24 protein-coding genes and 1 pseudogene are annotated in these 23,299 nt (G+C 67.2%); 11 read left to right on the top strand and 14 right to left on the bottom strand.

Translation table 11 applies throughout. From position 1 onward, the window contains the following. The first annotated feature begins 14 nt into the window (after positions 1-14). Positions 15-494, top strand: a complete 480-nt coding sequence (locus AC07M7_RS14265; RefSeq protein WP_004140558.1) for an Lrp/AsnC ligand binding domain-containing protein — start codon at positions 15-17, stop codon at positions 492-494. Between the two features lie 109 nt (positions 495-603). Here AC07M7_RS14265 and AC07M7_RS14260 read toward each other — a convergent pair whose 3' ends face one another. Beyond that, positions 604-789, bottom strand: a complete 186-nt coding sequence (locus tag AC07M7_RS14260) for a hypothetical protein (RefSeq protein ID WP_049424811.1) — start codon at positions 787-789, stop codon at positions 604-606. Positions 790-933: 144 nt separating this feature from the next. Next, the gene (locus tag AC07M7_RS14255) at positions 934-1,305 is read right to left on the bottom strand and encodes a classical arabinogalactan protein 4 (RefSeq protein WP_482997353.1); all 372 of its coding nucleotides are present in this window, start codon (positions 1,303-1,305) and stop codon (positions 934-936) included. A gap of 140 nt (positions 1,306-1,445) precedes the next feature. On the opposite strand from AC07M7_RS14255, the gene msrB reads away from it, so the two are divergent. The 5 genes from msrB to AC07M7_RS14230 all read left to right on the top strand — a co-directional run bounded on the left by msrB (position 1,446) and on the right by AC07M7_RS14230 (position 4,699). Further along, positions 1,446-1,913: a peptide-methionine (R)-S-oxide reductase MsrB gene (msrB, locus tag AC07M7_RS14250; protein ID WP_426354471.1), complete on the top strand. Its 468-nt coding sequence runs from the start codon at positions 1,446-1,448 to the stop codon at positions 1,911-1,913. A 91-nt stretch (positions 1,914-2,004) separates the two neighbouring features. Beyond that, positions 2,005-2,859: a flagellar motor stator protein MotA gene (gene motA, locus AC07M7_RS14245; RefSeq protein WP_046983079.1), complete on the top strand. Its 855-nt coding sequence runs from the start codon at positions 2,005-2,007 to the stop codon at positions 2,857-2,859. 3 nt (positions 2,860-2,862) lie between these two features. After that, the gene (gene motB, locus AC07M7_RS14240; protein WP_426354473.1) at positions 2,863-3,801 is read left to right on the top strand and encodes a flagellar motor protein MotB; all 939 of its coding nucleotides are present in this window, start codon (positions 2,863-2,865) and stop codon (positions 3,799-3,801) included. Positions 3,802-3,897: 96 nt separating this feature from the next. Next, positions 3,898-4,410: a hypothetical protein gene (locus AC07M7_RS14235; protein ID WP_136639248.1), complete on the top strand. Its 513-nt coding sequence runs from the start codon at positions 3,898-3,900 to the stop codon at positions 4,408-4,410. Between the two features lie 13 nt (positions 4,411-4,423). Next, a complete protein-coding gene (locus tag AC07M7_RS14230) occupies positions 4,424-4,699 on the top strand; it encodes a DUF4031 domain-containing protein (RefSeq protein ID WP_046983082.1) in 276 nt (91 codons plus the stop codon). 81 nt (positions 4,700-4,780) lie between these two features. Here the strand turns inward: AC07M7_RS14230 and AC07M7_RS14225 are convergent, their stop codons facing one another. After that, on the bottom strand, positions 4,781-5,323 hold the full coding sequence (locus AC07M7_RS14225) for a DUF6630 family protein (RefSeq protein WP_046983083.1): 543 nt from the start codon (positions 5,321-5,323) through the stop codon (positions 4,781-4,783). 89 nt (positions 5,324-5,412) lie between these two features. Between AC07M7_RS14225 and AC07M7_RS14220 the strand changes: the two genes are divergently transcribed. Continuing rightward, on the top strand, positions 5,413-5,661 hold the full coding sequence (locus AC07M7_RS14220) for a DUF3297 family protein (protein WP_012509930.1): 249 nt from the start codon (positions 5,413-5,415) through the stop codon (positions 5,659-5,661). An 81-nt stretch (positions 5,662-5,742) separates the two neighbouring features. Here the strand turns inward: AC07M7_RS14220 and AC07M7_RS14215 are convergent, their stop codons facing one another. From AC07M7_RS14215 to AC07M7_RS14205, 3 genes are all read right to left on the bottom strand, one after another. After that, on the bottom strand, positions 5,743-7,392 hold the full coding sequence (locus tag AC07M7_RS14215; RefSeq protein ID WP_012509929.1) for a Na+/H+ antiporter: 1,650 nt from the start codon (positions 7,390-7,392) through the stop codon (positions 5,743-5,745). Between the two features lie 118 nt (positions 7,393-7,510). Then, positions 7,511-8,299, bottom strand: coding sequence for a dioxygenase family protein (locus tag AC07M7_RS14210; RefSeq protein ID WP_046983084.1), 789 nt, complete (start codon positions 8,297-8,299; stop codon positions 7,511-7,513). Between the two features lie 31 nt (positions 8,300-8,330). Continuing rightward, complete coding sequence (locus AC07M7_RS14205; protein ID WP_004140328.1) at positions 8,331-8,741, bottom strand: DoxX family protein; 411 nt, start codon at positions 8,739-8,741, stop codon at positions 8,331-8,333. A 96-nt stretch (positions 8,742-8,837) separates the two neighbouring features. On the opposite strand from AC07M7_RS14205, the gene AC07M7_RS14200 reads away from it, so the two are divergent. Continuing rightward, positions 8,838-9,719 (top strand): LysR family transcriptional regulator, encoded by an 882-nt coding sequence (locus AC07M7_RS14200; RefSeq protein WP_046983085.1) that lies wholly within the window; start codon positions 8,838-8,840, stop codon positions 9,717-9,719. Between the two features lie 91 nt (positions 9,720-9,810). On the opposite strand, the gene AC07M7_RS14195 is transcribed toward AC07M7_RS14200, so the two are convergent. Further along, a complete protein-coding gene (locus AC07M7_RS14195; protein ID WP_495207702.1) occupies positions 9,811-12,873 on the bottom strand; it encodes a bifunctional diguanylate cyclase/phosphodiesterase in 3,063 nt (1,020 codons plus the stop codon). 176 nt (positions 12,874-13,049) lie between these two features. Here AC07M7_RS14195 and AC07M7_RS14190 point away from each other — a divergent pair, with 176 nt between their 5' ends. Then, positions 13,050-15,161 (top strand): M13 family metallopeptidase, encoded by a 2,112-nt coding sequence (locus AC07M7_RS14190; protein WP_253077880.1) that lies wholly within the window; start codon positions 13,050-13,052, stop codon positions 15,159-15,161. Positions 15,162-15,330: 169 nt separating this feature from the next. Here AC07M7_RS14190 and AC07M7_RS14185 read toward each other — a convergent pair whose 3' ends face one another. Then, positions 15,331-16,503: an MFS transporter gene (locus tag AC07M7_RS14185; RefSeq protein ID WP_495207701.1), complete on the bottom strand. Its 1,173-nt coding sequence runs from the start codon at positions 16,501-16,503 to the stop codon at positions 15,331-15,333. Further along, positions 16,500-17,714 (bottom strand): MFS transporter, encoded by a 1,215-nt coding sequence (locus AC07M7_RS14180; RefSeq protein ID WP_495207700.1) that lies wholly within the window; start codon positions 17,712-17,714, stop codon positions 16,500-16,502. The genes AC07M7_RS14185 and AC07M7_RS14180 overlap by 4 nt, the downstream gene beginning before the upstream one ends. Before the next feature lie 133 nt (positions 17,715-17,847). On the opposite strand from AC07M7_RS14180, the gene AC07M7_RS14175 reads away from it, so the two are divergent. Next, complete coding sequence (locus tag AC07M7_RS14175; RefSeq protein ID WP_253077883.1) at positions 17,848-18,435, top strand: TetR/AcrR family transcriptional regulator; 588 nt, start codon at positions 17,848-17,850, stop codon at positions 18,433-18,435. Between the two features lie 194 nt (positions 18,436-18,629). Here AC07M7_RS14175 and AC07M7_RS14170 read toward each other — a convergent pair whose 3' ends face one another. Then, on the bottom strand, positions 18,630-19,559 hold the full coding sequence (locus tag AC07M7_RS14170) for an oxygenase MpaB family protein (protein ID WP_495207699.1): 930 nt from the start codon (positions 19,557-19,559) through the stop codon (positions 18,630-18,632). Between the two features lie 309 nt (positions 19,560-19,868). Here AC07M7_RS14170 and AC07M7_RS14165 point away from each other — a divergent pair, with 309 nt between their 5' ends. Beyond that, complete coding sequence (locus AC07M7_RS14165) at positions 19,869-20,483, top strand: hypothetical protein (RefSeq protein ID WP_046983091.1); 615 nt, start codon at positions 19,869-19,871, stop codon at positions 20,481-20,483. Between the two features lie 39 nt (positions 20,484-20,522). Here the strand turns inward: AC07M7_RS14165 and AC07M7_RS14160 are convergent, their stop codons facing one another. The 4 genes and pseudogenes from AC07M7_RS14160 to AC07M7_RS14145 form a co-directional block, all read right to left on the bottom strand. Beyond that, the gene (locus AC07M7_RS14160) at positions 20,523-20,867 is read right to left on the bottom strand and encodes a hypothetical protein (protein WP_046983092.1); all 345 of its coding nucleotides are present in this window, start codon (positions 20,865-20,867) and stop codon (positions 20,523-20,525) included. A 33-nt stretch (positions 20,868-20,900) separates the two neighbouring features. After that, complete coding sequence (locus AC07M7_RS14155; RefSeq protein WP_004140108.1) at positions 20,901-21,671, bottom strand: LytR/AlgR family response regulator transcription factor; 771 nt, start codon at positions 21,669-21,671, stop codon at positions 20,901-20,903. After that, positions 21,661-22,920, bottom strand: a complete 1,260-nt coding sequence (locus tag AC07M7_RS14150; protein ID WP_012509918.1) for a sensor histidine kinase — start codon at positions 22,918-22,920, stop codon at positions 21,661-21,663. The genes AC07M7_RS14155 and AC07M7_RS14150 overlap by 11 nt, the downstream gene beginning before the upstream one ends. 211 nt (positions 22,921-23,131) lie before the next feature. Then, positions 23,132-23,299: pseudogene (locus AC07M7_RS14145) on the bottom strand (peptidase M20); the annotation flags it as partial.

Raw genomic sequence — 23,299 nt, 5'->3', positions numbered from 1 at the left:
CAAGGTTGACGGCCATGGCCACCCGTACCCGTGAACTGGACAAGATAGACCGCAAGATCCTGCGCATCCTGCAGGCCGAGGGCCGTATCTCCTTCACCGAACTGGGGGAACGGGTCGGGCTGTCGACCACCCCGTGCACCGAACGGGTGCGCCGCCTAGAACGCGAAGCAGTGATCACCGGTTATCACGCTCACCTGGACCCGGCGGCGGTGAAGGCCAGCCTGCTGGTGTTCGTGGAGATCAGCCTGGCCTACAAGTCCGGCGACATCTTCGAGGAGTTCCGGCGCGCGGCGCTGAAGCTGCCGAACGTACTGGAGTGCCACCTGGTGTCGGGCGACTTCGATTACCTGCTGAAGGCGCGGATCAGCGAGATGGCCTCCTACCGCAAGCTGCTCGGCAGCACGCTGCTGACGCTGCCGCATGTACGTGAGTCGAAGAGCTACATCGTGATGGAAGAGGTGAAGGAGACGCTGAGCCTGCCGATTCCGGATTGAAGCGGCTGCGGTTGGGGTCAGAGCCCGCGGTGCGGGATCCGACCCCGGTCAGGGTTCGGCAAGTGGTCAGATCCCGCACAGCGGGCTCTGACCCCGGTCATGGCAACCGTCAACGCTGCTGCGGGTGCTTCTGCGAGCGCTGCTCCTGCTGCTTGCCACCCTTGTGCGGCTGCTGCGGGTCCATCTGCTGCTGTTGTTGCTGCTGTTGCTGCTGCGGGTTACGGCCCTGCGGTTCCTTGCCGGGATGACGGTTCTGCTGGTTTTTCATGATCGCGATCCAGTGGACGAAGGACATGCGGCGGCGGAGTGCCGGCGCAGGGCCACGGTGGTCCCGCAACGGTTAATCGCAGGCGAAAAAGCAGTGATCGGCAGGATGTTGTTTTCGTGCGTTCAGGCCGGACAGCGTGCGGTAGCTGCCAACCTTGGTTGACATCCGAGATCAGCGCTTGATCTGCTGGCCGTCACCGGCCGGCACGCTGTCGTAATAGCGGCCGGTGCGCGAATCGAACACGCGGTTCGGACCGGCCGGACGCACCCCGGGGACGATACGGCCATTGCGGTCGTAAACCTTGTCGGCCGGCTTGGGCGCTGGGGTGGGCGCAACCTGGGCCGGGCCGGTGGACTTGATCGGCTGCACTGGCTGCGGCGAAGGCAGCACCTGCGGCTGCGGCCTCGCTGGCTGCACGGGTGGCACCACCGGCTGGGGGGCTACGGTGGTGCTGCTGCGGGTGGCGGTCGGATTACCGGTTGGCACCTGAGCCAGCGCCAGCGCGGGCAGCAGGGCCAGCAGCAGGGAAAGGGACAGTTTCATGGCACGCTCCGGTATGGATCGCATTCACCTTGCGCCTGCGCCTGTGTGCCGCCCATGAACGGCCATCACACTTGCAAGGTCGCGCCGGCAACCCCACGTTTGTGGGCATCCCCAGGCCATCGACCCCACGGAGCGCCGCCATGACTGCCTTCGACCTGACGCCCCCGACCACCACCCAGACCGAGGCGCTGGTTGCCGGTCTCAGCAGTGAGGAGCGCCGCGTGCTGCTGCAGCACGGCACCGAAGCGCCGTTCTGCGGTGTGTTCCTCGACAACAAGCGCGAGGGCGTCTATTGCTGCCGGCTGTGTGCGCTGCCGCTGTTCCGCTCCAGCACCAAGTTCGATTCCGGCACCGGCTGGCCCAGCTTCTTTGCTCCGTTCGACCCGGCGCACGTGCGCGAGATCCGCGATACCAGCCACGGCATGGTCCGCACCGAGATCACCTGCGCGCGCTGCGGCAGCCATCTGGGCCATGTGTTCCCCGACGGCCCGCCGCCGACCCATGAGCGCCACTGCCTGAACTCCGTCTCACTTTCGTTCACCGGCAACGGCGAGCCCTGGCCTGACCCGTTGCAGCGTGGCGGTGCGGAAAGCGGCGTGGCGGGCTGAAATACCCCGCTGACCGATTTCACAGAATTCCCTCTTCAGAAAACCTGGCGACGGGCCGACAAGGAGATATCCCCCCTCCTTGCGTCGCCCCATGCTCATCATCGTTGGATTCCTGGTCGTCATCATCAGCGTGCTCGGGGGCTACCTCGGGGCCCACGGACGCTTGGGTGCGCTCTGGCAGCCCTACGAACTGGTCATCATCGGCGGTGCCGCACTGGGCGCGTTCCTGGTCGGCACCCCGGCCAAGACGGTCAAGCAGACCCTGCAGGCCATGGTCGGCGTGTTCAAGGGCCCGCGCTACAAGCAACAGGACTACATCGACGTCCTCAGCCTGGTGTACGAACTGCTCAACAAGGCCCGCCGCGAGGGCTTCATGGCGCTGGAAGACCATGTCGAGCGCCCGGCTGAAAGCGCGCTGTTCGGCAACTACCCGAAGGTGCAGGCCGACCATCACCTGATCGACTTCATCACCGATTGCCTGCGCCTGATGATCGGCAGCAACATCGAGCCGCACGAGCTGGAGCCGCTGCTGGAACTGGAGCTGGAAAAGCACCATGCCGAGGCGATGGCGCCGTCGCAGGTGCTGACCAAGGTCGCCGACGGACTGCCCGGTTTCGGCATCGTCGCGGCGGTGCTGGGCATCGTCATCACCATGGGCTCGATCGGCGGCGACATCGTCGAGGTCGGCGGCCACGTGGCCGGCGCGCTGGTCGGCACCTTCCTCGGCATCCTGCTGGGCTATGGCTTCGTCGGCCCGATGGCAGCGGCGATGGAAGCCCGCGCCGAGCAGGACAGCCGTATCTACGAGTCGGTGAAGACCGCCCTGCTGGCCTGCCTGCGTGGCTACAACCCGAAGATCGCGCTGGAATTCGCCCGCAAGACGCTGCCGTCGAACGTGCGCCCGGCCTTCTCCGATTTCGAGCAGCACCTGAAGACGGTCAAGTAAGCCATGGCCGAAACCAAGCCCACTGTCATCGTCCGCCGGGTCAGGAAGGCCGGCCACGCCGCCCACCATGGCGGTTCGTGGAAGGTGGCCTACGCCGACTTCGTGACCGCGATGATGGCCTTCTTCCTGGTGCTGTGGCTGATGGCCAGCACCAGCAAGCCCGAACGCGCAGCCATTTCCGAGTACTTCCGCAACCCCAGCCCGCTGGTCGGCTCCAGCGCAACGCCGGCGCCGGGCATGGCCGGGCCGGGCGGTGCCAGCACCTCGATGATCAAGCTCGGCGGCGCCACCGATGTTTCGCGCGGCAACAGCAACGATCCCTTCCAGAACCAGCAGAAGTCGATACCGCAGCCGGTGGACGAGCAGCAGCGCGACAAGCAGCAGCTGGAAGCGCTGATGAAGGAACTGCAGGAAGCGATCAGCCGCAGCCAGGCGCTGGAACCGTTCAAGGACCAGCTGCTGCTGGACCTGACCCCGGAAGGCCTGCGCATCCAGATCGTGGACAAGCAGAACCGGCCGATGTTCGACCTCGGCAGCGCCACCCTGAAGCCGTACACACAGCAGATCCTGCACGAGCTGGCCGAGTACCTGAACCACGTGCCGAACCGGATCAGCCTGACCGGCCACACCGACATCACTGCCTATTCGGCCGCGCGCGGCTACGGCAACTGGGAACTGAGCGCCGACCGTGCCAACGCCGCACGGCGTGCGCTGATCGATGGCGGCCTGGAAGACAGCAAGATCACCCGCGTGGTCGGCCTGTCTTCGTCGGTGCTGTTTGACAAGGCCGATCCGCAGAACCCGATCAACCGCCGCATCAGCATCGTGGTGATGACCCAGGCCGCCGAGCAGGCCGCACTGGCCGGTGCCGGCCCGCAGGTGGGGCTGTCGGCCACCACCGCCGACCCGGATGTGCAGGCGGCGCAGGGGCCGGTGCGCTGAATCGGGGTCAGATCCCTTTCCAAGGGAAAGGGATCTGACCCCACCTGCGCCCGGCCGCTACAATGGCGGTCTTTCCTTTTCAGGTGATTCCACCCCATGTCCCAGAACTCCAAGGCCAAGCGCGACAAGCGCAAGAAGCAGCAGGCCAAGCGTCCGTTCCTCCGTCTGAACGCGCGCGAGCAGGTGCAGAACCATGCCGTGCTGCTCAGCGAAGACGGCCAGGCCGTGGCCGCCATCGGCCTTCAGGGCCGTGAGTGGCTGCTGGCCATCGGTGGCCAGACCATGGGCAACGCCGACAACCCGGTGCCGATGCTGGCCATGCTCAAGCACCTGTCGAACATGCAGGAAGCCGAAGGCCGCACGGTCACCCTGGAATACTCCGAGCTGATGCAGAAGCTGCTGGACACCCTGGCCGCTGAAGCCGGCCAGACCGCCGAGGAGTACCTGGACAAGCTGGTGGCCGAGTTCGCCAGCGAGCAGGCCGAAGACGCAGCCGCTGAAGGCGAAGCAGCTGCCGATGAGGCTGCTGCAGAGACCACCGGCGCCGAAGGCGCTGCCGACGCCGAGGCCACCCCGGCCGCCGACGCCGACGGTAAGCCGCAGGCCTGATCCGGCCACGGCGGTGTCGGTCTACGTCGATGACGCGGTGCATCCCTGGCGCGGACAGCGCTGGGCGCACCTGATGGCCGACACCCTGCCCGAGCTGCACGCCATGGCCGCGCAGCTCGGCATTCCACCGCGGGCCTTCCAGAACAAGGCCAGCGGCGCGCATTACGATGTCACTGCGGACCTGCGTGCGCAGGCAATCGCGCTGGGTGCCCGCGCGATTTCACGGCATACCGACCGCGCGCTGGTGAAAGCGGTGATCGCCAACGCCAGGGCGCAGTACCGGCCGTAGATGGTTAGCGCCGGGCCATGCCCTGCGAGCGCGCAGCGCGGTGAAAAGCCGCCGGGCATGGCTCGGCGCTACCGATCAATCTCAGAACGGGTCGCTGCCCAAGCGGATTTCCACGTTCAGCAGCGAACACAGCGCCAGCATCGCGTCGTCGTCGCGGGTCAGTGCCATCACGCCAGTGAAGCCATCGCTGCCGGCATCCACGCTCCACAGCGTGTAGTTGTGTTCGCGCAGGCGATCAAAAGCGGTGGACATCAGCTGCACACCGTCCAGGTCCTCGGCGAAGTCCTCGTCATCGAGGTCACCACCCCAGTCCAGCTGTACGTTGAAGCGCGCCGACAGCTCATTGACCGCCGACTGCAGCGAATCCAGGTCGTCGCGCTCCACGTCGAAGCCCGATTGCCAGGCGATGGCCGTGAACAGGGCCGGCAGCCAGTCGCTGTCAGCCTCCAGCGGCTGCCCCTGCTCGGCCAGCTGCTCGCGCCAGCGGTTGAACTGCTGCAGGGCCTGTTCGTCATCACCCGGATTGATCAGCACCAGCAGGTTCCAGACACGCGCCTCGAAATCGGCCTCGTCGAAATCCTGGACGTCTTCTTCGAAGTCGAAATAATCGCTGTTGTCGGGCATGGCGGGCACTCCTTGGGGCAGGCGGGCATTCTACGGTTTATCCTGTAGCGCTGAAGCCGGCCTTGGTGGCCGTCACCCTGAATGAAGCGATGAGCGATACCCCTCCCGACCACCTGGCGATCAACCCGGCCAGCCCCTTCCATGATGCGCAGGCGCTGGAGCGCGGCGTCGGCGTGCGTTTCAACGACGTCGAGCGCGACAACGTCGAAGAATATTCGGTCAGCGAAGGCTGGATCCGCGTGCAGGCCGGCAAGGCCCGCGACCGCCGTGGCAACCCGATGACGATCAAGGTCAAGGGCAAGGTCGAGGCGTATTTCCTGGAAACGAAGCCGGAATAAGCACGGCTCTCGGATCCTGGGGTCAGATCCCTTTCCTGCGGAAAGGGATCTGACCCCGATCGACGGCGCCCGACCGCAACGTCATTCGCGCTTGCGCGATTCCAGCAGGTCCAGGTTGCGGATCAGGCGTCGCGAGATCTCATCGGAGATCACCCCGCGCCGGGTCAGCCGGAACAGTTCCTCGCGCTCGGCATTGAGGCCGGCGCTGCGCAGCTGGCGATAGCCCAGTTCCATGCGCTGCACCTTCTCCGGGTCCACGTCGGGCCCGTCGCTGTCCTTCTCCAGGTGTCGCTGGTACAGCAGGCTCACCCGCGAGGCGGCGTCGTTGTACAACTGCACGTTCTCGGTGTTCTGGTTCATCACCATCTGCTGGCGCATGCGCTCCACCCCCGCCAGCGCGGCCTTCGATGACAGCCTGCGTGCCAGGTCTTCTTCCTTGCGTTCGCCCGAATCGGCCGGCAGCTGCAGGCCCTTCAGCAACTGCGGCAGCGCCACGCTGGCGCCGACCAGCGAGAACAGGATCACCGCCGCGGCCAGGAAGATCACCAGGTCGCGCGCCGGGAACGGACTGCCATCAGGCAGGAACAACGGCAGCGTCAGCACGCCGGCCAGGGTGATCGCACCGCGCACACCGGCCACCGAGGTGGCCACCACGATGCGCCAGTTCGGTGCCTCGCCACGCTCCAGCCCGCGACGCCGCGCGCGCAGCAGGTTCCAGCGCAGCGACAGCCATACCCACAGCAGGCGCAGCGTGATCAACGTGGCGTTGATCACCAGCACGTAGACCAGCAACCACCACGCGCTCTGGTGGCCGCTCTCGTTCATGGTGGTGGTGGCACGTTCGACAATGCCCGGCAGCTGCTCGCCCAGCAGCACGAACATGATGCCGTTGAAGCTGAACTGCAGCATGTTCCAGACCCCGGCACGCTGCACGCGCATGCTGCCGGAGACGCGGCCGGTCATTTCCACGTAGCTCATCGAGATGCCGGCCGCGACCGCAGCCAGGATGCCCGAGGCATTGATCTCTTCGGCCAGCAGGTAGGCCGCGAACGGAATCAGCAGGTTGACCAGCATCGCCGCACCCGGCTCCTCGCCGAAGCGGCGCCACAGCCAGCGCTGGAAGGTGGAAACACCGAGGGTGACCGCCACGCCCACCGCCAGGCCAGCCACCGCCACCCACAGGAAGGTCAGCGAGGCCGTGGCCAGCGAGAAGGTACCGGTCATCACCGCCGCCACCGCGAAGCGGAAGCAGACCAGGCCGGACGCATCGTTGAGCAGCGACTCGCCTTCCAGGATGTGCATCAGGCGCTTGGGAATCGGCGCCTTGGAGGCGATCGCCCCGACCGCCACCGGGTCGGTCGGCGACACGATCGCCGCGAGCGCGAAGCACACCGCCAGCGGCATCACCGGAATCATCCAGTGGATCAACAGGCCGGCACCGATGACGGTGAACACCACCAGGCCGAACGCCAGCTCGAGGATCGCGCCTTTATCGCGGAACAGGCCCTGCTTGGGGATGCGCCAGCCGTCGAGGAACAGCAGCGGCGGCAGGAACAGCAGGAAGAACACTTCCGGCTCCAGCGCGTGCCCGCGGTTGAACACCCCGGCGATCACCGCACCCAGGCCGATCTGCACCAGCGGCAGCGGCAATGAGAACGGCAGGACGCGAACCAGGTAGCCGCTGGCGACAACGGCCACCAGCATCGCCAGGACGACTTCGATGGTATGCATGCTTCTTCCAGGAAGCGGCGCGCGGGGAGGCACGGGGGGCCAGCGCCGGAAACCCGGAAAAAATTACCACACGCGGCCACGGCCGCGGCGACCACGGCCGCCGCGCGTCAGCCCCGGCTCATGCCCCGTCGAAGCGGTACAGGTCCATGGCAAGGAATCCGGCGTCGATGCCGGCATCGATGCGACGGGCACCGAAGCCACTCTCGCCGGCCGCGCCCATTGCGAAGAACAGCGGCAGCAGGTGCTCATCGGTGGGATGCGCGCGCTCGGCGAACGGCGCCTGCCGGCGATAGTCCAACAGGGCCTGGCGATCATCAGCAGCCAGGCGCTGCTCCACCCATTCGATGAAAGGCCGCACGTACGGCGCTTCCTTGCCGTCCTGGTAATCGCCCCAGTCGTGCAGGTTGTGGGTGATGCTGCCCGAGCCGACCAGCAGCACGCCCTGCTCGCGCAGCGGTGCCAGCGCGCGGCCCAGCGCGAACTGGTGCTCGGGGCCAAGCAGCGGCTGGATCGACACCGGCACCACCGGGATGTCGGCCTGCGGGCGCAACAACCGCAGCGGCACCCACGCACCGTGGTCGAGGCCACGTTGCGGGTCGAGCGCCACCGGCAGGCCAGCGGCGGCGATACGGCCGGCCACCTCTTCGGCCAGCGCTGGATCACCCGGCGCCGGGTACTGCAGTTCGAACAGCGCGCGCGGGAAGCCACCGAAGTCGTGGATGGTCGGCGGCTGCGGGTGCGCGCCGACCAGCGGCTGCCGGCCCAGCCAGTGCGCCGAGGCCATCACGATGGCACGTGGCGCCGGAAGGTCACGCGCCAGCTCGGCCAGGCGCACGCCGACCTGGCCCGGATGCAGGGCAGTCATCGGCGAACCATGTGAGATGTACAGCGAAGGCAGGCGGGACATGGAATTCTCCAGTTGCAGGATCAAGCGGCGATCAGCGCGAACGCAGGGTCCACTTGCCGTCGCCGACCAGGAACAGCACCACCAGCGCCAGCGCCCAGAACGCCGGGTATTCCCAGCCGCCGCCAGCGTTGGCGAAACTGAAGCCATTGGCGCCATGCACGGTGACGATGGTGCCCAGCAGCAGCGGCACGCCGATCAGGCCCACCCAGCGTGCGTAGATGCCCAGCAGCAATGCGGCGGTGATCACCAGCTCAACGCCGATGGTGAGGTAACCGAGCACGCCAGGCAGGCCCAGCGATTCGAAGAACGCGGCGGTACCGGCCGGGGTGAACACCAGCAGCTTGGTCAGCGCATGGACCAGGAACAGCACGCCCAGGGCCAGGCGCAGCAGGGTGGCGCCATACGGGGCCAGCGGCGAAACAGGAGCAGTCGTGGTGTGCATGGGGGAAACACCTTGAGGGAGTGACCACAGGTTATTGCGCCTTCACGGATCTATAAATACGATCTTTCGACCGTATTTATTTCAAAAGGCGCAACAATGGACACCCTCGAGGCGATGCGCGTGTTCGTGGCGGTGGTCGAGCGCAACGGCTTCAGTGCTGCCGCGCAGGCCCTGGACCTGTCCACCGCCGGCGTCACCCGCCACGTCGCCGCGCTGGAGAAGCGCCTGGCCACGCGCCTGCTCCACCGCACCACGCGCCGGGTCAGCCCGACCAGTGCCGGTGCCGCCTACTACGCCCAGTGCGTGCGCCTGCTGGCCGAGTTCGACGCGCTGGAGGCCAGCATCGGTGCACAGGCGCTGGAGCCCTCGGGCACGCTGCGGATCAACGCGCCGGTCAGCTGGGGCATCGCTCGCCTCGGGCCACTACTGGCCAGCTACCGCGAGCGCTTTCCACAGGTGGAACTGGACCTGGCCCTGTCCGACCGCCTGGTGGACATGGTCGAAGAAGGCTACGACGTGGCCATCCGCATCACCCGCGAGCCCGGCCCCACGCTGATCGCCCGCCGCCTGGGCGAATCGCGGGTGAGCCTGTGCGCCGCACCTTCGTACCTGGCCGTGCACGGTGCGCCGAAGACCCCGCAGGAGCTGCAGGCACATGCATGCCTGAGCTACAGCTACTGGTCCGCCGGCGACCATTGGCCGCTGCAGGGGCCCGGTGGCGAAGTGAAGGTGGCAGTAAGCAGCCTGCTGCACGCCAACAACGGGGACGTGCTGCGCGAAGCAGCAATCGCCGGCATGGGCGTGATCCTGCAACCGGATTTCCTGCTGGAAGACGCGTTGGCTGATGGTCGCCTGGTGCGCATCCTGCCCGAATGGGAGGCCTCGCCGATCGGCATCTTCGCGGTCTACACCAGCCGCAGCCACCTGGCGCCAAAGGTGCGCAGCTTCATCGACCATCTGGTGGATGCGGGGGTGTAGCCGAGTCTGGCGTCTGCCGGCCAGCGGCCGGCACTACCGTCATGTTTCGCTCGGGTAGTGCCGGCCGCTGGCCGGCAGATGCGAAACCCGATCAGGCGGGAACCACGTCCAGCGCATCAATGATCTGCTCCAGCGGCGCCGGCCGGCCCAGCAGATAGCCCTGTACCTGGTCACAGCCGTGCGCGGCCAGCCAGTCCAGCTGCCCGGGCGTTTCCACGCCCTCGGCGATGATGGTCAGCCCCATGCTGTGGCCCAGCGACAGCAGCGCGCGGCAGATCGAGGCGTTGCGTGGGTTGGTTTCCACGTCGGCAACGAAGCTGCGGTCGATCTTCAGGATGTCCAGCGGCAGGTGCTGCAGGTAGGACATGCTCGAGTAGCCGGTGCCGAAATCATCCAGCGACACGCTGATGCCCTGCTCGTGCAGGCGCTGCATGGTCTGCATCGCCTGCGCCGGCTTGCGCATCAGGCTGCTCTCGGTCAGCTCCACGTGCAGCGCGCCGCGAGCCAGGCCGAAGTCCTGCTGCGCGCGCGTGAACTCGGTTACCAGGTCACTGTTGAAGAACTGCACCGCCGACACATTGACCGCGATCGGCAGCTCGCCCCAACCGGCATCGACAAGCCGCCGCTGTGCCTTCGCCGCCGCGCGGATCACCCAGCGCCCCAGTGCCAGGATCAGTCCGGTGTCTTCGCACAACGGGATGAACTCGTTGGGCGGAATGAAACTGCCATCAGCCTGCGGCCAGCGCAGCAGCGCCTCCAGCGCTGCCGGGCTGCCATCGCCGGCGTGCCGGATCGGCTGGAAGTACAGCTGGAATTCGTTGTCGATGGCGGCGTGGATGCGCCCGGCCAGGCGCAGGCGGTCGGCCAGCCGCGTGGTCACCGCCGCGTCGAACCAGACCACCACATTGCCCTCGGCGCGCGCTGCATGCGCGGCCTGTGCCGCCATGCCGATCACCTGCTCAGCGCTGTGCCCGTCACCGGCCACGTGCGTAGCCACGCCGATACGCGGCTCGAACTGGTGCAGCGAATCCTTGCCGCGCATCGGCGCCGATACGATCTGCAGCAGGTCGTCCAGCACGCGCTGGACATCCTGCCCAGTGCTGATGGCGAACACGAAATCTTCTGCCGGCTGGAAGGCCAGCGTGCCGCAGCGTGCACCCAGCCCGCCGAGCCGGGTGGCCATCGACTGCAGCACCGCATCGCCGATCTCGCGTCCCAGCGTATCGGCCACCAGCTGCAGGCCGCGCAGCTGTACGAACGCAATGGTGTAGCCCGCATCGTGCTCGTCCAGCTGTTCGGTCAGCGCGCGCACGTTGAGCAGGCCGGTGGCCGGGTTGTGCCGCGCCTGGTAGGCCAGGTCGCGCTCATAGGCCAGCCGTTCGCTGACATCCTCGGCCAGCACCAGGCATGCCGGCTGGCCGTCGAAGTCGAGCCGGGACAGATGTGCACGTACTTCAAACACGCTGCCGTCCTTGCGCCGGTGCAGTCGCACGGTGGCGTCCTGCAGCTCGCCGACCCGGGCCTTGGCGATCGCGCCCTTCACCTCGTCCCAGCCTTCGCGCGGGCGGATGTCGAGGATGCTCATCGCCAGGAATTCCTCGCGGCTGTAGCCATACTGGCGCACAGCGGCATCGTTGACCTCGATGAAGCGCAGCGTGTCCGGATCGAATACCCAGAACGGCGCCGGGTTGCGGTCGAACAGCAGGCGGAAGCGACGCTCCGCTTCGCCCATCTGCTCCCGCGCCTGGTAGCGCTCGCTCAGGTCGGTCAGTGCACCGATCATGCGCCGCTCACTGTCAGCCACCTCCACCCGCTGGCCACGCGCACCGACCCAACGCACCTCGCCACCGGGCAGCACCAGCCGGAACACCTGGTCGAGCACCGCACTACCGGCAAACGCCTGGTCGAAGGCGTGCTGCAGGCGCGCGGCGTCATCACGGTGCACGCGCGCGAAGAAATCGGCCACCGGCAGCGCATCGGTCTGCACCCCGAAGATCTCACGGGCCAGCGGCGACCAGCGCAGCAGTGCCGCGTCCTCGTCCACATACCAGGTGCAGACACGGCCCACCTGGTGCGCCAGCCGCAGTTCGGCGTGGCCGGTCTTCAGTTCCTCCGCCATCGACTGCTGGCGGAGGGTGCTGCGGCGCACGGCGTACAGCAGTACCAGCAGCACTCCCACGTAGGCCAGCACGATCGCCACTGACGCCTGCAGGTACGGCCACCATGGTGCCAGCACGTCCTCATCGGCCAACCCGACCTGCACCGCCAGCGGGCTGCGCTCGAGCGTGCTGATGGTGATGATCCGTGGCACGCCATCGACCACGCCCGGCACGCTGCCCAGCTCGACCACCGCCTGCTTGCCGAGCAGGTCACGCCGTGGCAGGTCGAAGCGACGGCCGACCGTGCCATGCGGATCCGGCACCCGCGCCAGCATGTAGCCCTCGGCATCGCTGATCGAGACCAGTCCGTTCGGGCCCACATCCAGCCCGCCGATGATGCGCTGCAGTTCGCCGCAGCGCAGCCGCGCCAGCAGCCAGCGATCGTCGGCCATCGCCAACGCCAGCGGCACCACCCAGCCATCGTCGCCGGCCTGCTGCGGCGGACCGATGTACAGCGCACTGCCCTGCCCGCGCCGCTGCGGGTCGGTCCACAGCGGCAGGTTCAGATCACCCTTGCCGGCGGTGATCGCGCGGCCGTGGCGGTCCAGCACCACAATGCTGTGCAGCTCGGCATGGCGGCTCAGCACACCGCCGATGGCGGCATCCAGCAGTGCCGGCGCCTGTACCGGCACGCGGCGGAACAGTTCGGCGGCGTCGGCGGCGATGCCGGACATCGCCCGTTCCAGGTTGCGCAGTTCCAGCGCCAGCAGGCGCTCGCTGCCCACCGCCAGCGCGCGGCTCTGGCGCTGCGCAGCCTCCAGCCGGCGGTGGTGATCATTGGCCAGCATGGTGGTCAAACCAGCCACCAGCAACACGCCCAGCAGCACGCCGCCCCAGGTGATGGCGCGCAGCGGCCGGGCCAACGCCCGTTTCAGCGCGGGCATCGGTCGGTCTTCCTTGTGCAGTCGGCTGGCTTCATGCGCGAACGAATCCTCCACGTCCCCGACCTCAACGGCCGGCGGACGCCATTCTTGACGCCTGGCACCGCCCCGCATGGCCACCTCCCCGTGTCCGCGCAGGGTTCCAGCGGCCAGCATGCACCACGCAGCTGGCGCCGTGAAGATCGTATCCGCGCGTTCAGCCAGATCCTGCACAGGCGCTGCGGTGCAACGGAACGGCCAGCTGGGCCGGGGCGGATTAGACTTGGGGTTTTCCGCTGCAAGAGAAGTCCATGTCCAAGCTGCGCCGTCCCACCCTGGCACTGGCCATCGTTGCCAGCCTGTCCCTGGCCGCCTGCGACCGCCCGGCCGAACCGGCCGCCGGTACCGCCGCGCCGGCCGATGCCGCACCCGCAGCGGCCAAGCCGATGCTGGGCAGCTTCGGCTTCGATGCCAGCGGCATGGACCGCAGCATCGCCGCCGGCGACGACTTCTTCGGCTTCGCCAACGGCACCTGGGTCAAGAACACCGAGATCCCCGCCGACCGCTCGCGCTTCGGCAGCTTCAACGTCATCGCCGAAAAGACCCTAGCCGATACCCGCGCCATCCTCGAAGGTGCTGCCGGCAACGCCCAGGCCAACGGTGACGACAAGCTGATCGGCGACTACTACGCCGCCTTCATGGATGAAGCCGGCATCGAGCAGCACGGCCTCGCGCCGGTGCAGCCGCAGCTGAAGGCGATCGAAGCCATCGCAGACAAGGCCGGCCTGGCGCGCACGCTCGGCGGCGACATGCGCGCCGATGTCGACCTGCTCAATGCGACCAACTTCTACACCGACCGCCTGTTTGGCCTGTGGGTGTCGGTGGACATGCTGCAGCCGGACCGCACCGCGCCGTACCTGGTGCAGGGCGGGCTTGGCATGCCCGACCGCGATTTCTACCTGGGTGGTGGCCGCATGGCCGAACTGCGCAAGCAGTACCAGGCCTACATCGCGCAGATGCTCCAGCTGGCCGGCGTTGCCGACCCGGCCGGCAAGGCGCAGCGCATCCTCGCACTGGAGACAAAGATCGCGCAGGCACACGCCACCCAGGAAGAAACCAACGACGTGACCAAGGGTGCCAACCCCTGGACCCAGGCCGACTTCAATGCCAAGGCACCGGGCATGGACTGGAACGCCTTCCTCGATGCAGCGGCGCTGGGCAAGCAGCAGGACTTCATCGTGTGGCAGCCCAAGGCCGTGGCTGGCCTGTCCAAGCTGGTCGCCACCGAGCCGCTGGACGCCTGGAAGGACTACCTGGCCTTCCACGCGTTGGACCGTGCTGCGGCGTACCTGCCGAAGAAGTTCGCCGACGCCCGTTTCGCCTTCCACGGCACCGCGCTGAGCGGCACCCCGCAGCAGAGCGACCGCTGGAAGCGCGCGGTGGATGACGCCAACCACGCAGTAGGCGAGGCCATCGGCAAGCGCTACGTCGAGAAGCACTTCGACGCGAAGACCAAGGAACGTGCCGACGAGATGGCGAAGAACATCATCGCCGCCTTCGCCAAGCGCATCGATGCACTGGCCTGGATGTCACCGCAGACCAAGGCCAGCGCCAAGGCCAAGGTCGCCGGCCTGACCGTGGGCATGGGTTACCCGGAAAAGTGGCGTGATTACAGCGGCCTGGAGATCCGCCGCGATGATGCGCTGGGCAACGCGCAGCGTGCCGAACTGTTCGAGTACCAGCGCAACATCGCCAAGCTGGGCAAGCCGGTCGACCACAGCGAGTGGGCGATGCTGCCGCAGACCATCAATGCGATGAACGTGCCGCTGGAGAACCGCCTGGTGTTCCCCGCCGCGATCCTGCAGCCGCCGTTCTTCGACGGCGCTGCCGACGATGCGGTGAACTACGGTGCGATCGGTGCGGTGATCGGCCACGAGATCAGCCATGGCTTCGACAACGCCGGTGCGCTGTTCGACGAGACCGGCAAGCTGCACAACTGGTGGACCGCCGAGGACCTGAAGCAGTTCAACGCCGCCGGTGATGCGCTGGCCGCGCAGTTCAGCAGCTATGAGCCGTTCCCCGGCGTGCACGTCAACGGCAAGCTGAGCCTGGGCGAGAACATTGCCGACGTGGCCGGCCTGGGCACTGCCTACGATGCCTACCAGCTGTCGCTGCAGGGCAAGCCGGGCCAGACCCTGGAAGGCTTCACGCCGGACCAGCGCTTCTTCCTCGGCTTTGCCCAGGCCTGGCGCAGCAAGAGCCGCGAGCAGGCGCTGCGCAACTCGCTGCTGACCGATGTGCATGCACCGGGCCAGTTCCGCGCGCTCACCGTGCGCAACATCGACGCCTGGTACCCCGCGTTCGAAGTGAAGGAAGGCCAGAAGCTGTACCTGGCCCCGGACAAGCGGGTCAAGGTGTGGTGATGTAACTGGAACGGGCGCCGCAAGGCGCCCGTTCCATTTCCCGGTAGCTGCCAACCTTGGTTGGCGCATGCCTCGCTCTGGTGGGTGTCGACCTTGGTTGGCACATGCCTCGCTCTGGTGGGTGCAGACCTTGGTCGGCACGGGGTGGGAATCCACGCATCGCGTGGATCTACCTGCGGCTGGTGGCAACCATCAGCAGAGCGCTCGCAGCCAACACCGCCGCAGCCCACAGGTTGGCGTGCAACCCGATGCCATCCAGCAGACGGCCCCCGCCCCACGCGCCCGCTGCGATGCCGATGTTGAACACGCCCACATACAGCGCAGTGGCAATCTCGACGGCCTGCGGCACCGCCTTCATCATCCAGCCCATCAGGCCCACCGACACACCGCCGTAGGCCAGGCCCCACAACAGCAGAACCGCAATGCCGCCGGCCGGCGTACTGCCCACCCACAGCAGCAACAGCGGCGTCAGCAGCAGGCCCAAGGCAATCGCCAGCAGCATTCCACGCGGATGCCGTGCGGCCATCGGACCGGCGATGAAGTTGCCGGCGATGCCGGCCAGGCCATAGGCAAACAGCAGGGCGCCGATCCACTTCGCATCCACGCCCGACACCGTCGTCAGCAGCGGCCGCACGTAGGTGAAGGCGATGAAGTGCCCGGACACCAGCAGCACAGTCAACCACAGGCCGCGCTGCAGGCCGCGATGGCCGAGCAGCTGCACGAACTGCGCTGGCCGCACCGACGTTGCCACCGGCAACGCGGGAACCACCACCACATGCAGCAGCAGGACCGCCGCACTGAACAGCGTCATTGCCGCGAATGCGCAGCGCCAACCCAATGCATCACCGATCAGCGCGCCCAGTGGCACGCCAAGGACCGAGGCGGCGGCCACGCCACCGAAGATGATCGAGGTGGCCAGGCCGATCCGCTGTGCTGGCACCAGGCGCGCCGCAAGGCCCCCGGCAATAGCCCAGATGCCGCCCATGCAGAGCCCCACCAGCACGCGCGCGGCCAGCAGCCAAGCGATACCGGGTGCCAGAGCCGAGGCGATGTTGGCTACCAGCAGCAGGCCCAGCAGCCCGCACAGGATGCGGCGGCGATCGACACCACCGGCGAGGACCACCACCATCGGCGCGAACAACGCCGCCAGCAGGGCCGGCAGCGAGATCATCAGGCCGGCGGTGCCTTCGGAAGCACCGAGGCTGTCGGCGATCGGCGTCAGCAGGCCCACCGGCAGCATTTCGGTAGTGACCACCGAGAACGTGGCGAGGCCGACGGCGGAAACCGCCCACCACGGATGGCGATGCACAGGCGCGGCATGCGCAGGCGATGAAGCGCTCACGGGACGATTCCTTCAGGGGATGTGGTCGACGCAGACGGGCGCAGTGCACGTTGCGCGAGCACGGCAAACAGCAGCACGCCACCGCCTGCCACCAGCGCAACGACAAAGCCGCTGCGTACACCCCCCGCATCGACACTCTGCCCGGACAGCGCCGCGCCCAGCGCCACGCCGATGTTCAATCCGGCCAGCAGCCAGGTCATGCCCTCGGTCAGGCGCGATTCGGGGACGTGCTGTTCGACCAGCGACATCGCCACGATCATCGTCGGCGCGAAGAACAGCCCGGCCAGCAGCACGGCTGCAGCCAGTGCCGGCACACTGCCAACCCCCAGCAGCGGCAGCGTGGTCAGCGCAGTGGCCGCTGCGCCCAGCAGCAACAGGCGCTGCAACGGCACCTGCAGCTTCAGCGCACCGAACAGCAGGCCTGCCGCACAGCTGCCCAGCGCATAGGCCGACAGCACCACGCTGGCTGCGAGGGGCTGGCCACGCTGTTCGGCGAAGGCCACGCTGGTGATGTCGACCGTGCCGACGATCACTCCCATCGCCAGCATCAGCAACGCCAGCAGGCGGATCTCCGGTTGCCGCAACAGGGAGCGGCGTGGTGTGGCGCTGTCAACCGGTTGCAACGGCGGCTTGGTGCCACGCTGCAGGACCAGTGCGGTCACTCCGATCACCAGCAGAAGGGCTGCAGCCAGCACGCCAGCCTGTGGCCATACCGCTACTGACAATCCCACCGCCAACGGCGGCCCGGCAATGAAGGTGACCTCGTCGAACACCGTCTCCAGCGAGTAGGCGGTCTGCAGTTGCGGGCGACCGCGATGGATCGCGGTCCAGCGCGCGCGCACCATCGCCGAGACGCTGGGCATGCAGCCGGCCAGCATCGCCGTGGCGAACAGGGTCCAGTCCGGTGCGGCCAGCAGCGTGCACGCGAGCAGCAACAGCAGACCGGCCGCACTGGCCGCCGTGGCCCACGGCAGCACCCTGCCCTGCCCATGGCGGTCGACCCAGCGCGATACCTGTGGCGACAGCAGCGCGTAGGTCAGCACGAAGGTGGCCGACACCGTGCCGGCCAGTGTGTAGCTGCCGCGCAGCTGCGACAGCAGGGTGATGATGCCGATGCCGGTCATTGGCAGCGGCAGGCGGGCCAGCAGCCCGGCCAGGGCAAGGCCGGCGGTGCCGGGGGCGGCGAACAGGTCGCGGTAAGGGGTGGCCATCGCAATCTCCAGGGCAGCGACTTGCCTGGCGCGGGAAGCGCCACGACAATACATACAGAGCGTATGAATATGAGACTACATTCATACGCCCTGTATGTAAATAATCATGCGCCACGTATGTAAGGAGCTCCGAATGGTCCGCCGCACCCGCGCCGAGATGGAAGAAACCCGCGCCAGCCTGCTGGCCACCGCCCGCCGGGTGTTCAGCGAGCATGGCTATGCCGCCACCTCGATGGACGACCTGACCGCGCAGGCCGGGCTGACCCGCGGCGCGCTGTACCACCACTTCGGCGACAAGAAAGGGCTGCTGGCAGCGGTGGTTGCCCAGCTCGATGCCGAGACCGATGTACGCCTGCAGGCGATCAGCGATGCTGCAGATGACGCGTGGGACGGCTTCGTGCAGCGCTGCCGCGCTTACCTGCAGATGGCGCTGGAACCGGAGATCCAGCGCATCGTGCTGCGTGATGCGCGCGCGGTACTGGGTGGCGCCTCACCGGAATCGCAGCGCCACTGCGTGTACTCGATGCAGCACCTGATCGAACATCTGGTGGCGCAGGGCGTGGTGGCGCCGGTGGATGCGCAGGCGCTGGCGTCGCTGATCTACGGCAGCCTGGCCGAGGCCGCGTTCTGGATCGCCGAGGGCGAGGATGGCGACGCGCGCCTGCGGCAGGCGACGGCGGCGCTGGAGATGCTGTTGCGCGGGTTGAAGTCGGCCGGGTGAAGCCCATCCACGCATGGCGTGGATCTACTACGGAATCCGCCCTGGTAGATGCCAACCTTGGTTGGCGCTTCTGCGGTACCGCACGAAACGCGTGCCAACCAAGGTTGGCACCTACCAAAACCATGGTGTCAGTAGATCTACGCCATGCGTGGATGAAGCTTTATCGCGAAACGCGTGCCAACCAAGGTTGGCACCTACCCGGGAAGGGTGGGCCACTCGCGCAGTACATCCACCGGCACGCCCACGCGCGTGCAGGCGCGACTGGCGAGGCCATCGGGCAGCGCGCGGCGGAACAGCGGCGCCATGCCCCGCATCAGTTTCGCCGACGCGGCCGCCTGCGCCCGCTGGCGGCCATTGCGTTCGAGCATGCCTTCGGCCCAGTCCGGCAGCAGCGCGGCACCGGCCCCCAGGAACACTTCGCGCGACAGGCCTGCCACCGGCACCGGAAGACGCACACCGGACAACACCTCCAGCACCTCGCGCGAGCGCTCGTCCACGCGCAGCTCCGGCTGCCGCGCACAGAAGTACGCCGCCACTTCCGCTTCGCTGCGCGGCACATCCACCGCACCCAGCGCTTCGGCCACGCGGCGGTACTCGTCGTAATAGCGGTCGGCAATGGGCTCGGGCACCTCGCGCCCGTAGCGGCGAAAACCCTGCAGGAAACCGAATGCTTCGGTCACATGCACCCAGGTCAGCAACTGCGGATCATCGGCGGCATACCCCTCACCCTGCGCGGTCTGGCCACGGATCTGCGCATGGATGCGGCGCACCTTGGCCACCAGCATCTCGACCTCGCCGGCAGGCGCATAGCTGGTGCCGGCCACAAAGGCCGTGGTGCGGCGCAGGCGGCCCACCAGGTCCTGGCGGAAATTGGAGTGGTCGTAGACCCCGGCCAACGCGCGCGGGTGCAGGGTCTGCAGCATCAGTGCGCACAGGCCGCCGGCCAGCATCGACGGGAATTCGGCGTGCAACCGCCAGGTGACGCTGTCGGGGCCGAACCAGCCCGGGTCACCCAGCGGGTGGTCGTAGTTGATGCCGCTCTGGCCACGCGGGAAGGCCTCCAGGACCCAGCGCCGGATCGGCGCGGTCACGGGGCGGGAGAGTCGCTGCAGCAGAGCCGGCATCACAGGTCCAGGAAAGGCGGAAGAACGGCCACGCGCTGCGCGGTCGGCCCCGATTCTGGGCGATCACGACGCCAACGGCGAGTCTCCGCACTCAGCCACGGTTTCATGTGCAGCCGCAGCACGTTTCACCCTGCGACATCTTGTCGCAGGCTATAGCCACCATGCTGCACCGCAGCAACATTCACTCATTCAGACAGAAGCCTTACCCCGCTTGGCCTTGGCCCCATTGCACGGCTCGCTGGAAGTGCTAGAACTGAACCCGCCACACCGTCCAACGCTGATCGACGCACGTTCCACAAGGAGCCAGCCATGATTGCTTTGTTCAAGGGTTTGGGAATTCTGCTTCGCGACAACGAGCTCTACAGCAGCCCGTTCGATAAACAGGTCGCGCACTGGCGCAATCTCAGCGAGCAGCAGATCCGCGACGAAGTGGCTGTGCTGGCCCAGGCCAAGTGCCAATGGCTGATCGCCTCGATCGTGGGCTGGCAGGCGGCGTCGCTGCTGATCCTCGGCCTGATTGCCAACTACCTGTGGCGCGACGATTTCCATATCACCTTCACCCGCGTGGTGATCGTGTTCGGCTCATGGGTATCGATCCTGTTCGTGATCTGGTTCATGGCCAACATGTTCGACCACACCGCCGGTTTCGAGCGCTGGATGAAGGCATTCAACAGCCGCGCGCGGATCAGTTCCAAGGCCGACAGCGTCGAGCACGTGGCCGAGGCGCTGGACCTGGCCGAGCATTATCCGGAAGTGCTGGACTACAAGCAGGCGGTCACCGCCCGGCGTGAACTGCGCCACGAGGACATCCGCATCATGACCGAGATCGGGCGCATGAAGCAGCATTCGGAACTGGTGGGACGCCTCAACCACGTGGGTGAAACCGAGCACCACCACGAACTGACGCTGCAGCCAGCCTACTGACCCTTCGGGGAAGCGGGGGGACCCACAATGCCACCGTGATCACTCACGGTGGCATTGTTCTTTCCGTTCCTCGTTGACGCACTGGTTGAAGCCCTTCGGCAGGTCACTGAACTCCCGCGTCTCGCCCACCGCCACCGCGAACGACCGTATCGGCGCTTTCGCACATACGGCATCGGGACTGCAGGCCGGGTCCAGCACCAGGTAGTGGCACTGGCCGCTGCGGCTGGCGATGCACTCGAAGCGCGCCACCCCATCCACCACGGTGCGCTTGCTGTACAGCGTGTCCACGCCATTGGCGTTGGTGCGGGTGATCGCGGTCTCGGTGGACTTCTGGCAACCGGCAAGTGCCAAAGCAGCGAGGCCCATAAGCAGGAAGGAACGCATGGAAAGCTCCGCGTATCGGAAGATGCGGCGCGGCTACATGCCGCGGAACAGACTCATGAAGGGCTGGCTGACCACCAGTGTTTCCGCACGCTGGCGCAGGCGTAGTACACCGCGCCCGGTATCGTCGCGGCTCACCGCCGCCACCGCCTTCATGTTGACGATGGTCGAACGATGGATCTGGCGGAAGTGCTGCGGGTCGAGCACTTCCAGCAGCTCGCGCAGCGGCGTGCGCAGCAGGCTTTCGCCGGCGGCGGTGACCACCGTGGTGTACTTGTTGTCGGCGCGGAAGTAGGCCACGTCCTCCAGCATGATCAGCTGCGTCTCACGACCGTTGCTGGCGGTGATCCAGGCCAGCGGCGGGTGGTCGGCGCTGCCCTGCGATGGACCCAGCCGTTGCAGCAGGCGTTCAAGTACCGCGTCGTCCTGGCGCGTCGATGGCAGCCGCGACAGGATGCGCTCGCGCGTGGCCAACAGTCGCTCGTCGCTCACCGGCTTCAGCAGATAATCCATCGCACCTTGCTCGAACGCATCGATGGCGTACTGGTCATAGGCGGTGACGAACACCACCTGGGTACGCGGGCTCAATTCGGACAGCGAACGTGCCACCTCGATGCCGCTGATGCCAGGCATGCGGATGTCGAGGAAGGCGATATCCGGCTGCTTCTCGGCCAGCTGCTCCAGCGCACTGGCACCGTCCTCGCACTCGGCCACCAGTTTCAGTTCCGGCCACAGCCGGCCCAGCTGCTCCACCAGTGACTGCCGCAGCAGTTCTTCGTCTTCGGCGATCAGCGCTTCAAGCGGCATGGCTGCGTTCCTTGGCCGACTGCGGCAGTGTCATGGTCGCGGCCACGCCGCTGGGGAAGTTGGCAACGATCGCCACGCCGGCCTGCTCGCCGCAGGTCAGGCGCAGGCGCTCGCGCAGGTTCTTCAGGCCGATGCCGGTGCCACTGGTGCCCTGGCCGAAGCCGAGGCCATCGTCGGCCACCGTCACCGTCACATGGTCATCGAAACCACGCGCGAGGATCCAGATCGTGCCGCCGCCGGGCTTGGGTTCCAGGCCGTGCTTGATGGCATTTTCCACCAGCGTCTGCAGCGCCATCGCCGGCAGCTTCACCTCATGCAGTTCGGTTGGCACCTGCACTTCCACCGCCAGCCGCGCGCCCATGCGGATACGCAGGATCTCCAGGTAGGCGCGGGTGCGCTCCAGCTCCACGCCCAGGGTGGACACCGATTCGTCCACCTGCGGCAGCGAACTGCGCAGGTACTGGATCAGATGGCCGAGCATCTGTTCTGCGCGCGCAGGATCGGTGCGGGTCAGCACCTGTGCGTTGGCCAGCGAGTTGTACAGGAAATGCGGTTCGACCTGCGCATGCAGCAGGTTCAGCCGCGCCACCGACAGTTCCTTCTCGACCTGGGTCTGTTCGGCGGCGGCCTGCTCGTCGCGACGCTGGTCGGCAACGCGTCGACTGATTGCGCGGGTGACCGCTTCGGCATTCTCGTAGTTGCTGCCCTCATCCAGCGCCAACAGGTCGGCCCACCAGCCTGCGTCCGGTTCGAACAGCAGGGTGACGGTGCTGGTGCCCTGCCCCGGCGTGACCGTGGCCAGCACGCTGTTGCGCTTGATCGCCAGCCGCGCCGGCAGGTTCCAGCGCGATGGCTGGCGGCCATTCCACAGATCGACGCGGCGTACATAGGCGCGCACCTGCAGGCTGCCGGCCGAGCTTTCCACTTCCTCCACCCGCGGCAGCTCGCCCACCGCCGCCTCGACCACCGCGAAGGCGTGGCCGGCATCCATCGGCAGTTCGATCTGCCGACGCTGGCGCCCGGACAGGGTGGCGCCATCGAGGCGGCCGGCCACCAGCCAGACCCGGCGCACATGGGTCACCGCACTGCCCAGCGCCGAGATCATCAGGAACATCACCAGCAGCCCGAACACCCAGCCGGGGCCGTCGTTCATGCCGCTGAAAATGCCGCTCCAGACCATGCCGGCCACGAACAGTGCCGCGGCCCAGGCCAGCAGGTGACGGAGGATGAGGGAGAGGCTGGCGATCACGGCGGCGCCTTGGTGGAAGGGGGTGAGCCGAGCATAGGGCGGCCCATCGGGCAAGCAAGCGGCCTGCGACGAAGGGCCGGAAAGCGGGGATGGAAGCCCATCTGGTAGTGCCGGCCGCTGGCCGGCTGCCCATTATCTCCGCATGCATCACAGGGTTGCCGGCCAGCGGCCGGCACTACCAGGAGGCGCCGGGCAAGCCCGGCGCGTTGCCTTACTTGCGCTGGTCGGCGCTGGCGTCACGCACGGCGCGGAACGACTCGTCCTTGCTCCAGTTCGGCCAGCTGCGCGAGTTGGCCAGCTGATTGCCCAGCGTGTACAGCACTTCCAGGTCGCGGGCGGCACCGGCGAACACCCAGTCCGGCTGCCATTCGTCGCCCTG

It is taken from the genome of Stenotrophomonas sp. GW821-FHT09E08 (assembly GCF_059416125.1).
Note: the sequence above shows the minus strand (reverse complement) of the source record. Positions and strands in the feature narration are given on the sequence as shown.

Excerpts from the sequence above, each read along its gene's own strand:
- AC07M7_RS14265 (WP_004140558.1), top strand. The coding sequence starts at position 15 with ATGGCCACCCGTACCCGTGAACTGGACAAGATAGACCGCAAGATCCTG.
- AC07M7_RS14260 (WP_049424811.1), bottom strand. The coding sequence starts at position 789 with ATGTCCTTCGTCCACTGGATCGCGATCATGAAAAACCAGCAGAACCGT.
- AC07M7_RS14255 (WP_482997353.1), bottom strand. The coding sequence starts at position 1,305 with ATGAAACTGTCCCTTTCCCTGCTGCTGGCCCTGCTGCCCGCGCTGGCG.
- msrB (WP_426354471.1), top strand. The coding sequence starts at position 1,446 with ATGACTGCCTTCGACCTGACGCCCCCGACCACCACCCAGACCGAGGCG.
- motA (WP_046983079.1), top strand. The coding sequence starts at position 2,005 with ATGCTCATCATCGTTGGATTCCTGGTCGTCATCATCAGCGTGCTCGGG.
- motB (WP_426354473.1), top strand. The coding sequence starts at position 2,863 with ATGGCCGAAACCAAGCCCACTGTCATCGTCCGCCGGGTCAGGAAGGCC.
- AC07M7_RS14235 (WP_136639248.1), top strand. The coding sequence starts at position 3,898 with ATGTCCCAGAACTCCAAGGCCAAGCGCGACAAGCGCAAGAAGCAGCAG.
- AC07M7_RS14225 (WP_046983083.1), bottom strand. The coding sequence starts at position 5,323 with ATGCCCGACAACAGCGATTATTTCGACTTCGAAGAAGACGTCCAGGAT.
- AC07M7_RS14220 (WP_012509930.1), top strand. The coding sequence starts at position 5,413 with ATGAGCGATACCCCTCCCGACCACCTGGCGATCAACCCGGCCAGCCCC.
- AC07M7_RS14215 (WP_012509929.1), bottom strand. The coding sequence starts at position 7,392 with ATGCATACCATCGAAGTCGTCCTGGCGATGCTGGTGGCCGTTGTCGCC.
- AC07M7_RS14210 (WP_046983084.1), bottom strand. The coding sequence starts at position 8,299 with ATGTCCCGCCTGCCTTCGCTGTACATCTCACATGGTTCGCCGATGACT.
- AC07M7_RS14205 (WP_004140328.1), bottom strand. The coding sequence starts at position 8,741 with ATGCACACCACGACTGCTCCTGTTTCGCCGCTGGCCCCGTATGGCGCC.
- AC07M7_RS14200 (WP_046983085.1), top strand. The coding sequence starts at position 8,838 with ATGGACACCCTCGAGGCGATGCGCGTGTTCGTGGCGGTGGTCGAGCGC.
- AC07M7_RS14195 (WP_495207702.1), bottom strand. The coding sequence starts at position 12,873 with ATGCGGGGCGGTGCCAGGCGTCAAGAATGGCGTCCGCCGGCCGTTGAG.
- AC07M7_RS14190 (WP_253077880.1), top strand. The coding sequence starts at position 13,050 with ATGTCCAAGCTGCGCCGTCCCACCCTGGCACTGGCCATCGTTGCCAGC.
- AC07M7_RS14180 (WP_495207700.1), bottom strand. The coding sequence starts at position 17,714 with ATGGCCACCCCTTACCGCGACCTGTTCGCCGCCCCCGGCACCGCCGGC.
- AC07M7_RS14175 (WP_253077883.1), top strand. The coding sequence starts at position 17,848 with ATGGTCCGCCGCACCCGCGCCGAGATGGAAGAAACCCGCGCCAGCCTG.
- AC07M7_RS14170 (WP_495207699.1), bottom strand. The coding sequence starts at position 19,559 with ATGCCGGCTCTGCTGCAGCGACTCTCCCGCCCCGTGACCGCGCCGATC.
- AC07M7_RS14165 (WP_046983091.1), top strand. The coding sequence starts at position 19,869 with ATGATTGCTTTGTTCAAGGGTTTGGGAATTCTGCTTCGCGACAACGAG.
- AC07M7_RS14160 (WP_046983092.1), bottom strand. The coding sequence starts at position 20,867 with ATGCGTTCCTTCCTGCTTATGGGCCTCGCTGCTTTGGCACTTGCCGGT.
- AC07M7_RS14155 (WP_004140108.1), bottom strand. The coding sequence starts at position 21,671 with ATGCCGCTTGAAGCGCTGATCGCCGAAGACGAAGAACTGCTGCGGCAG.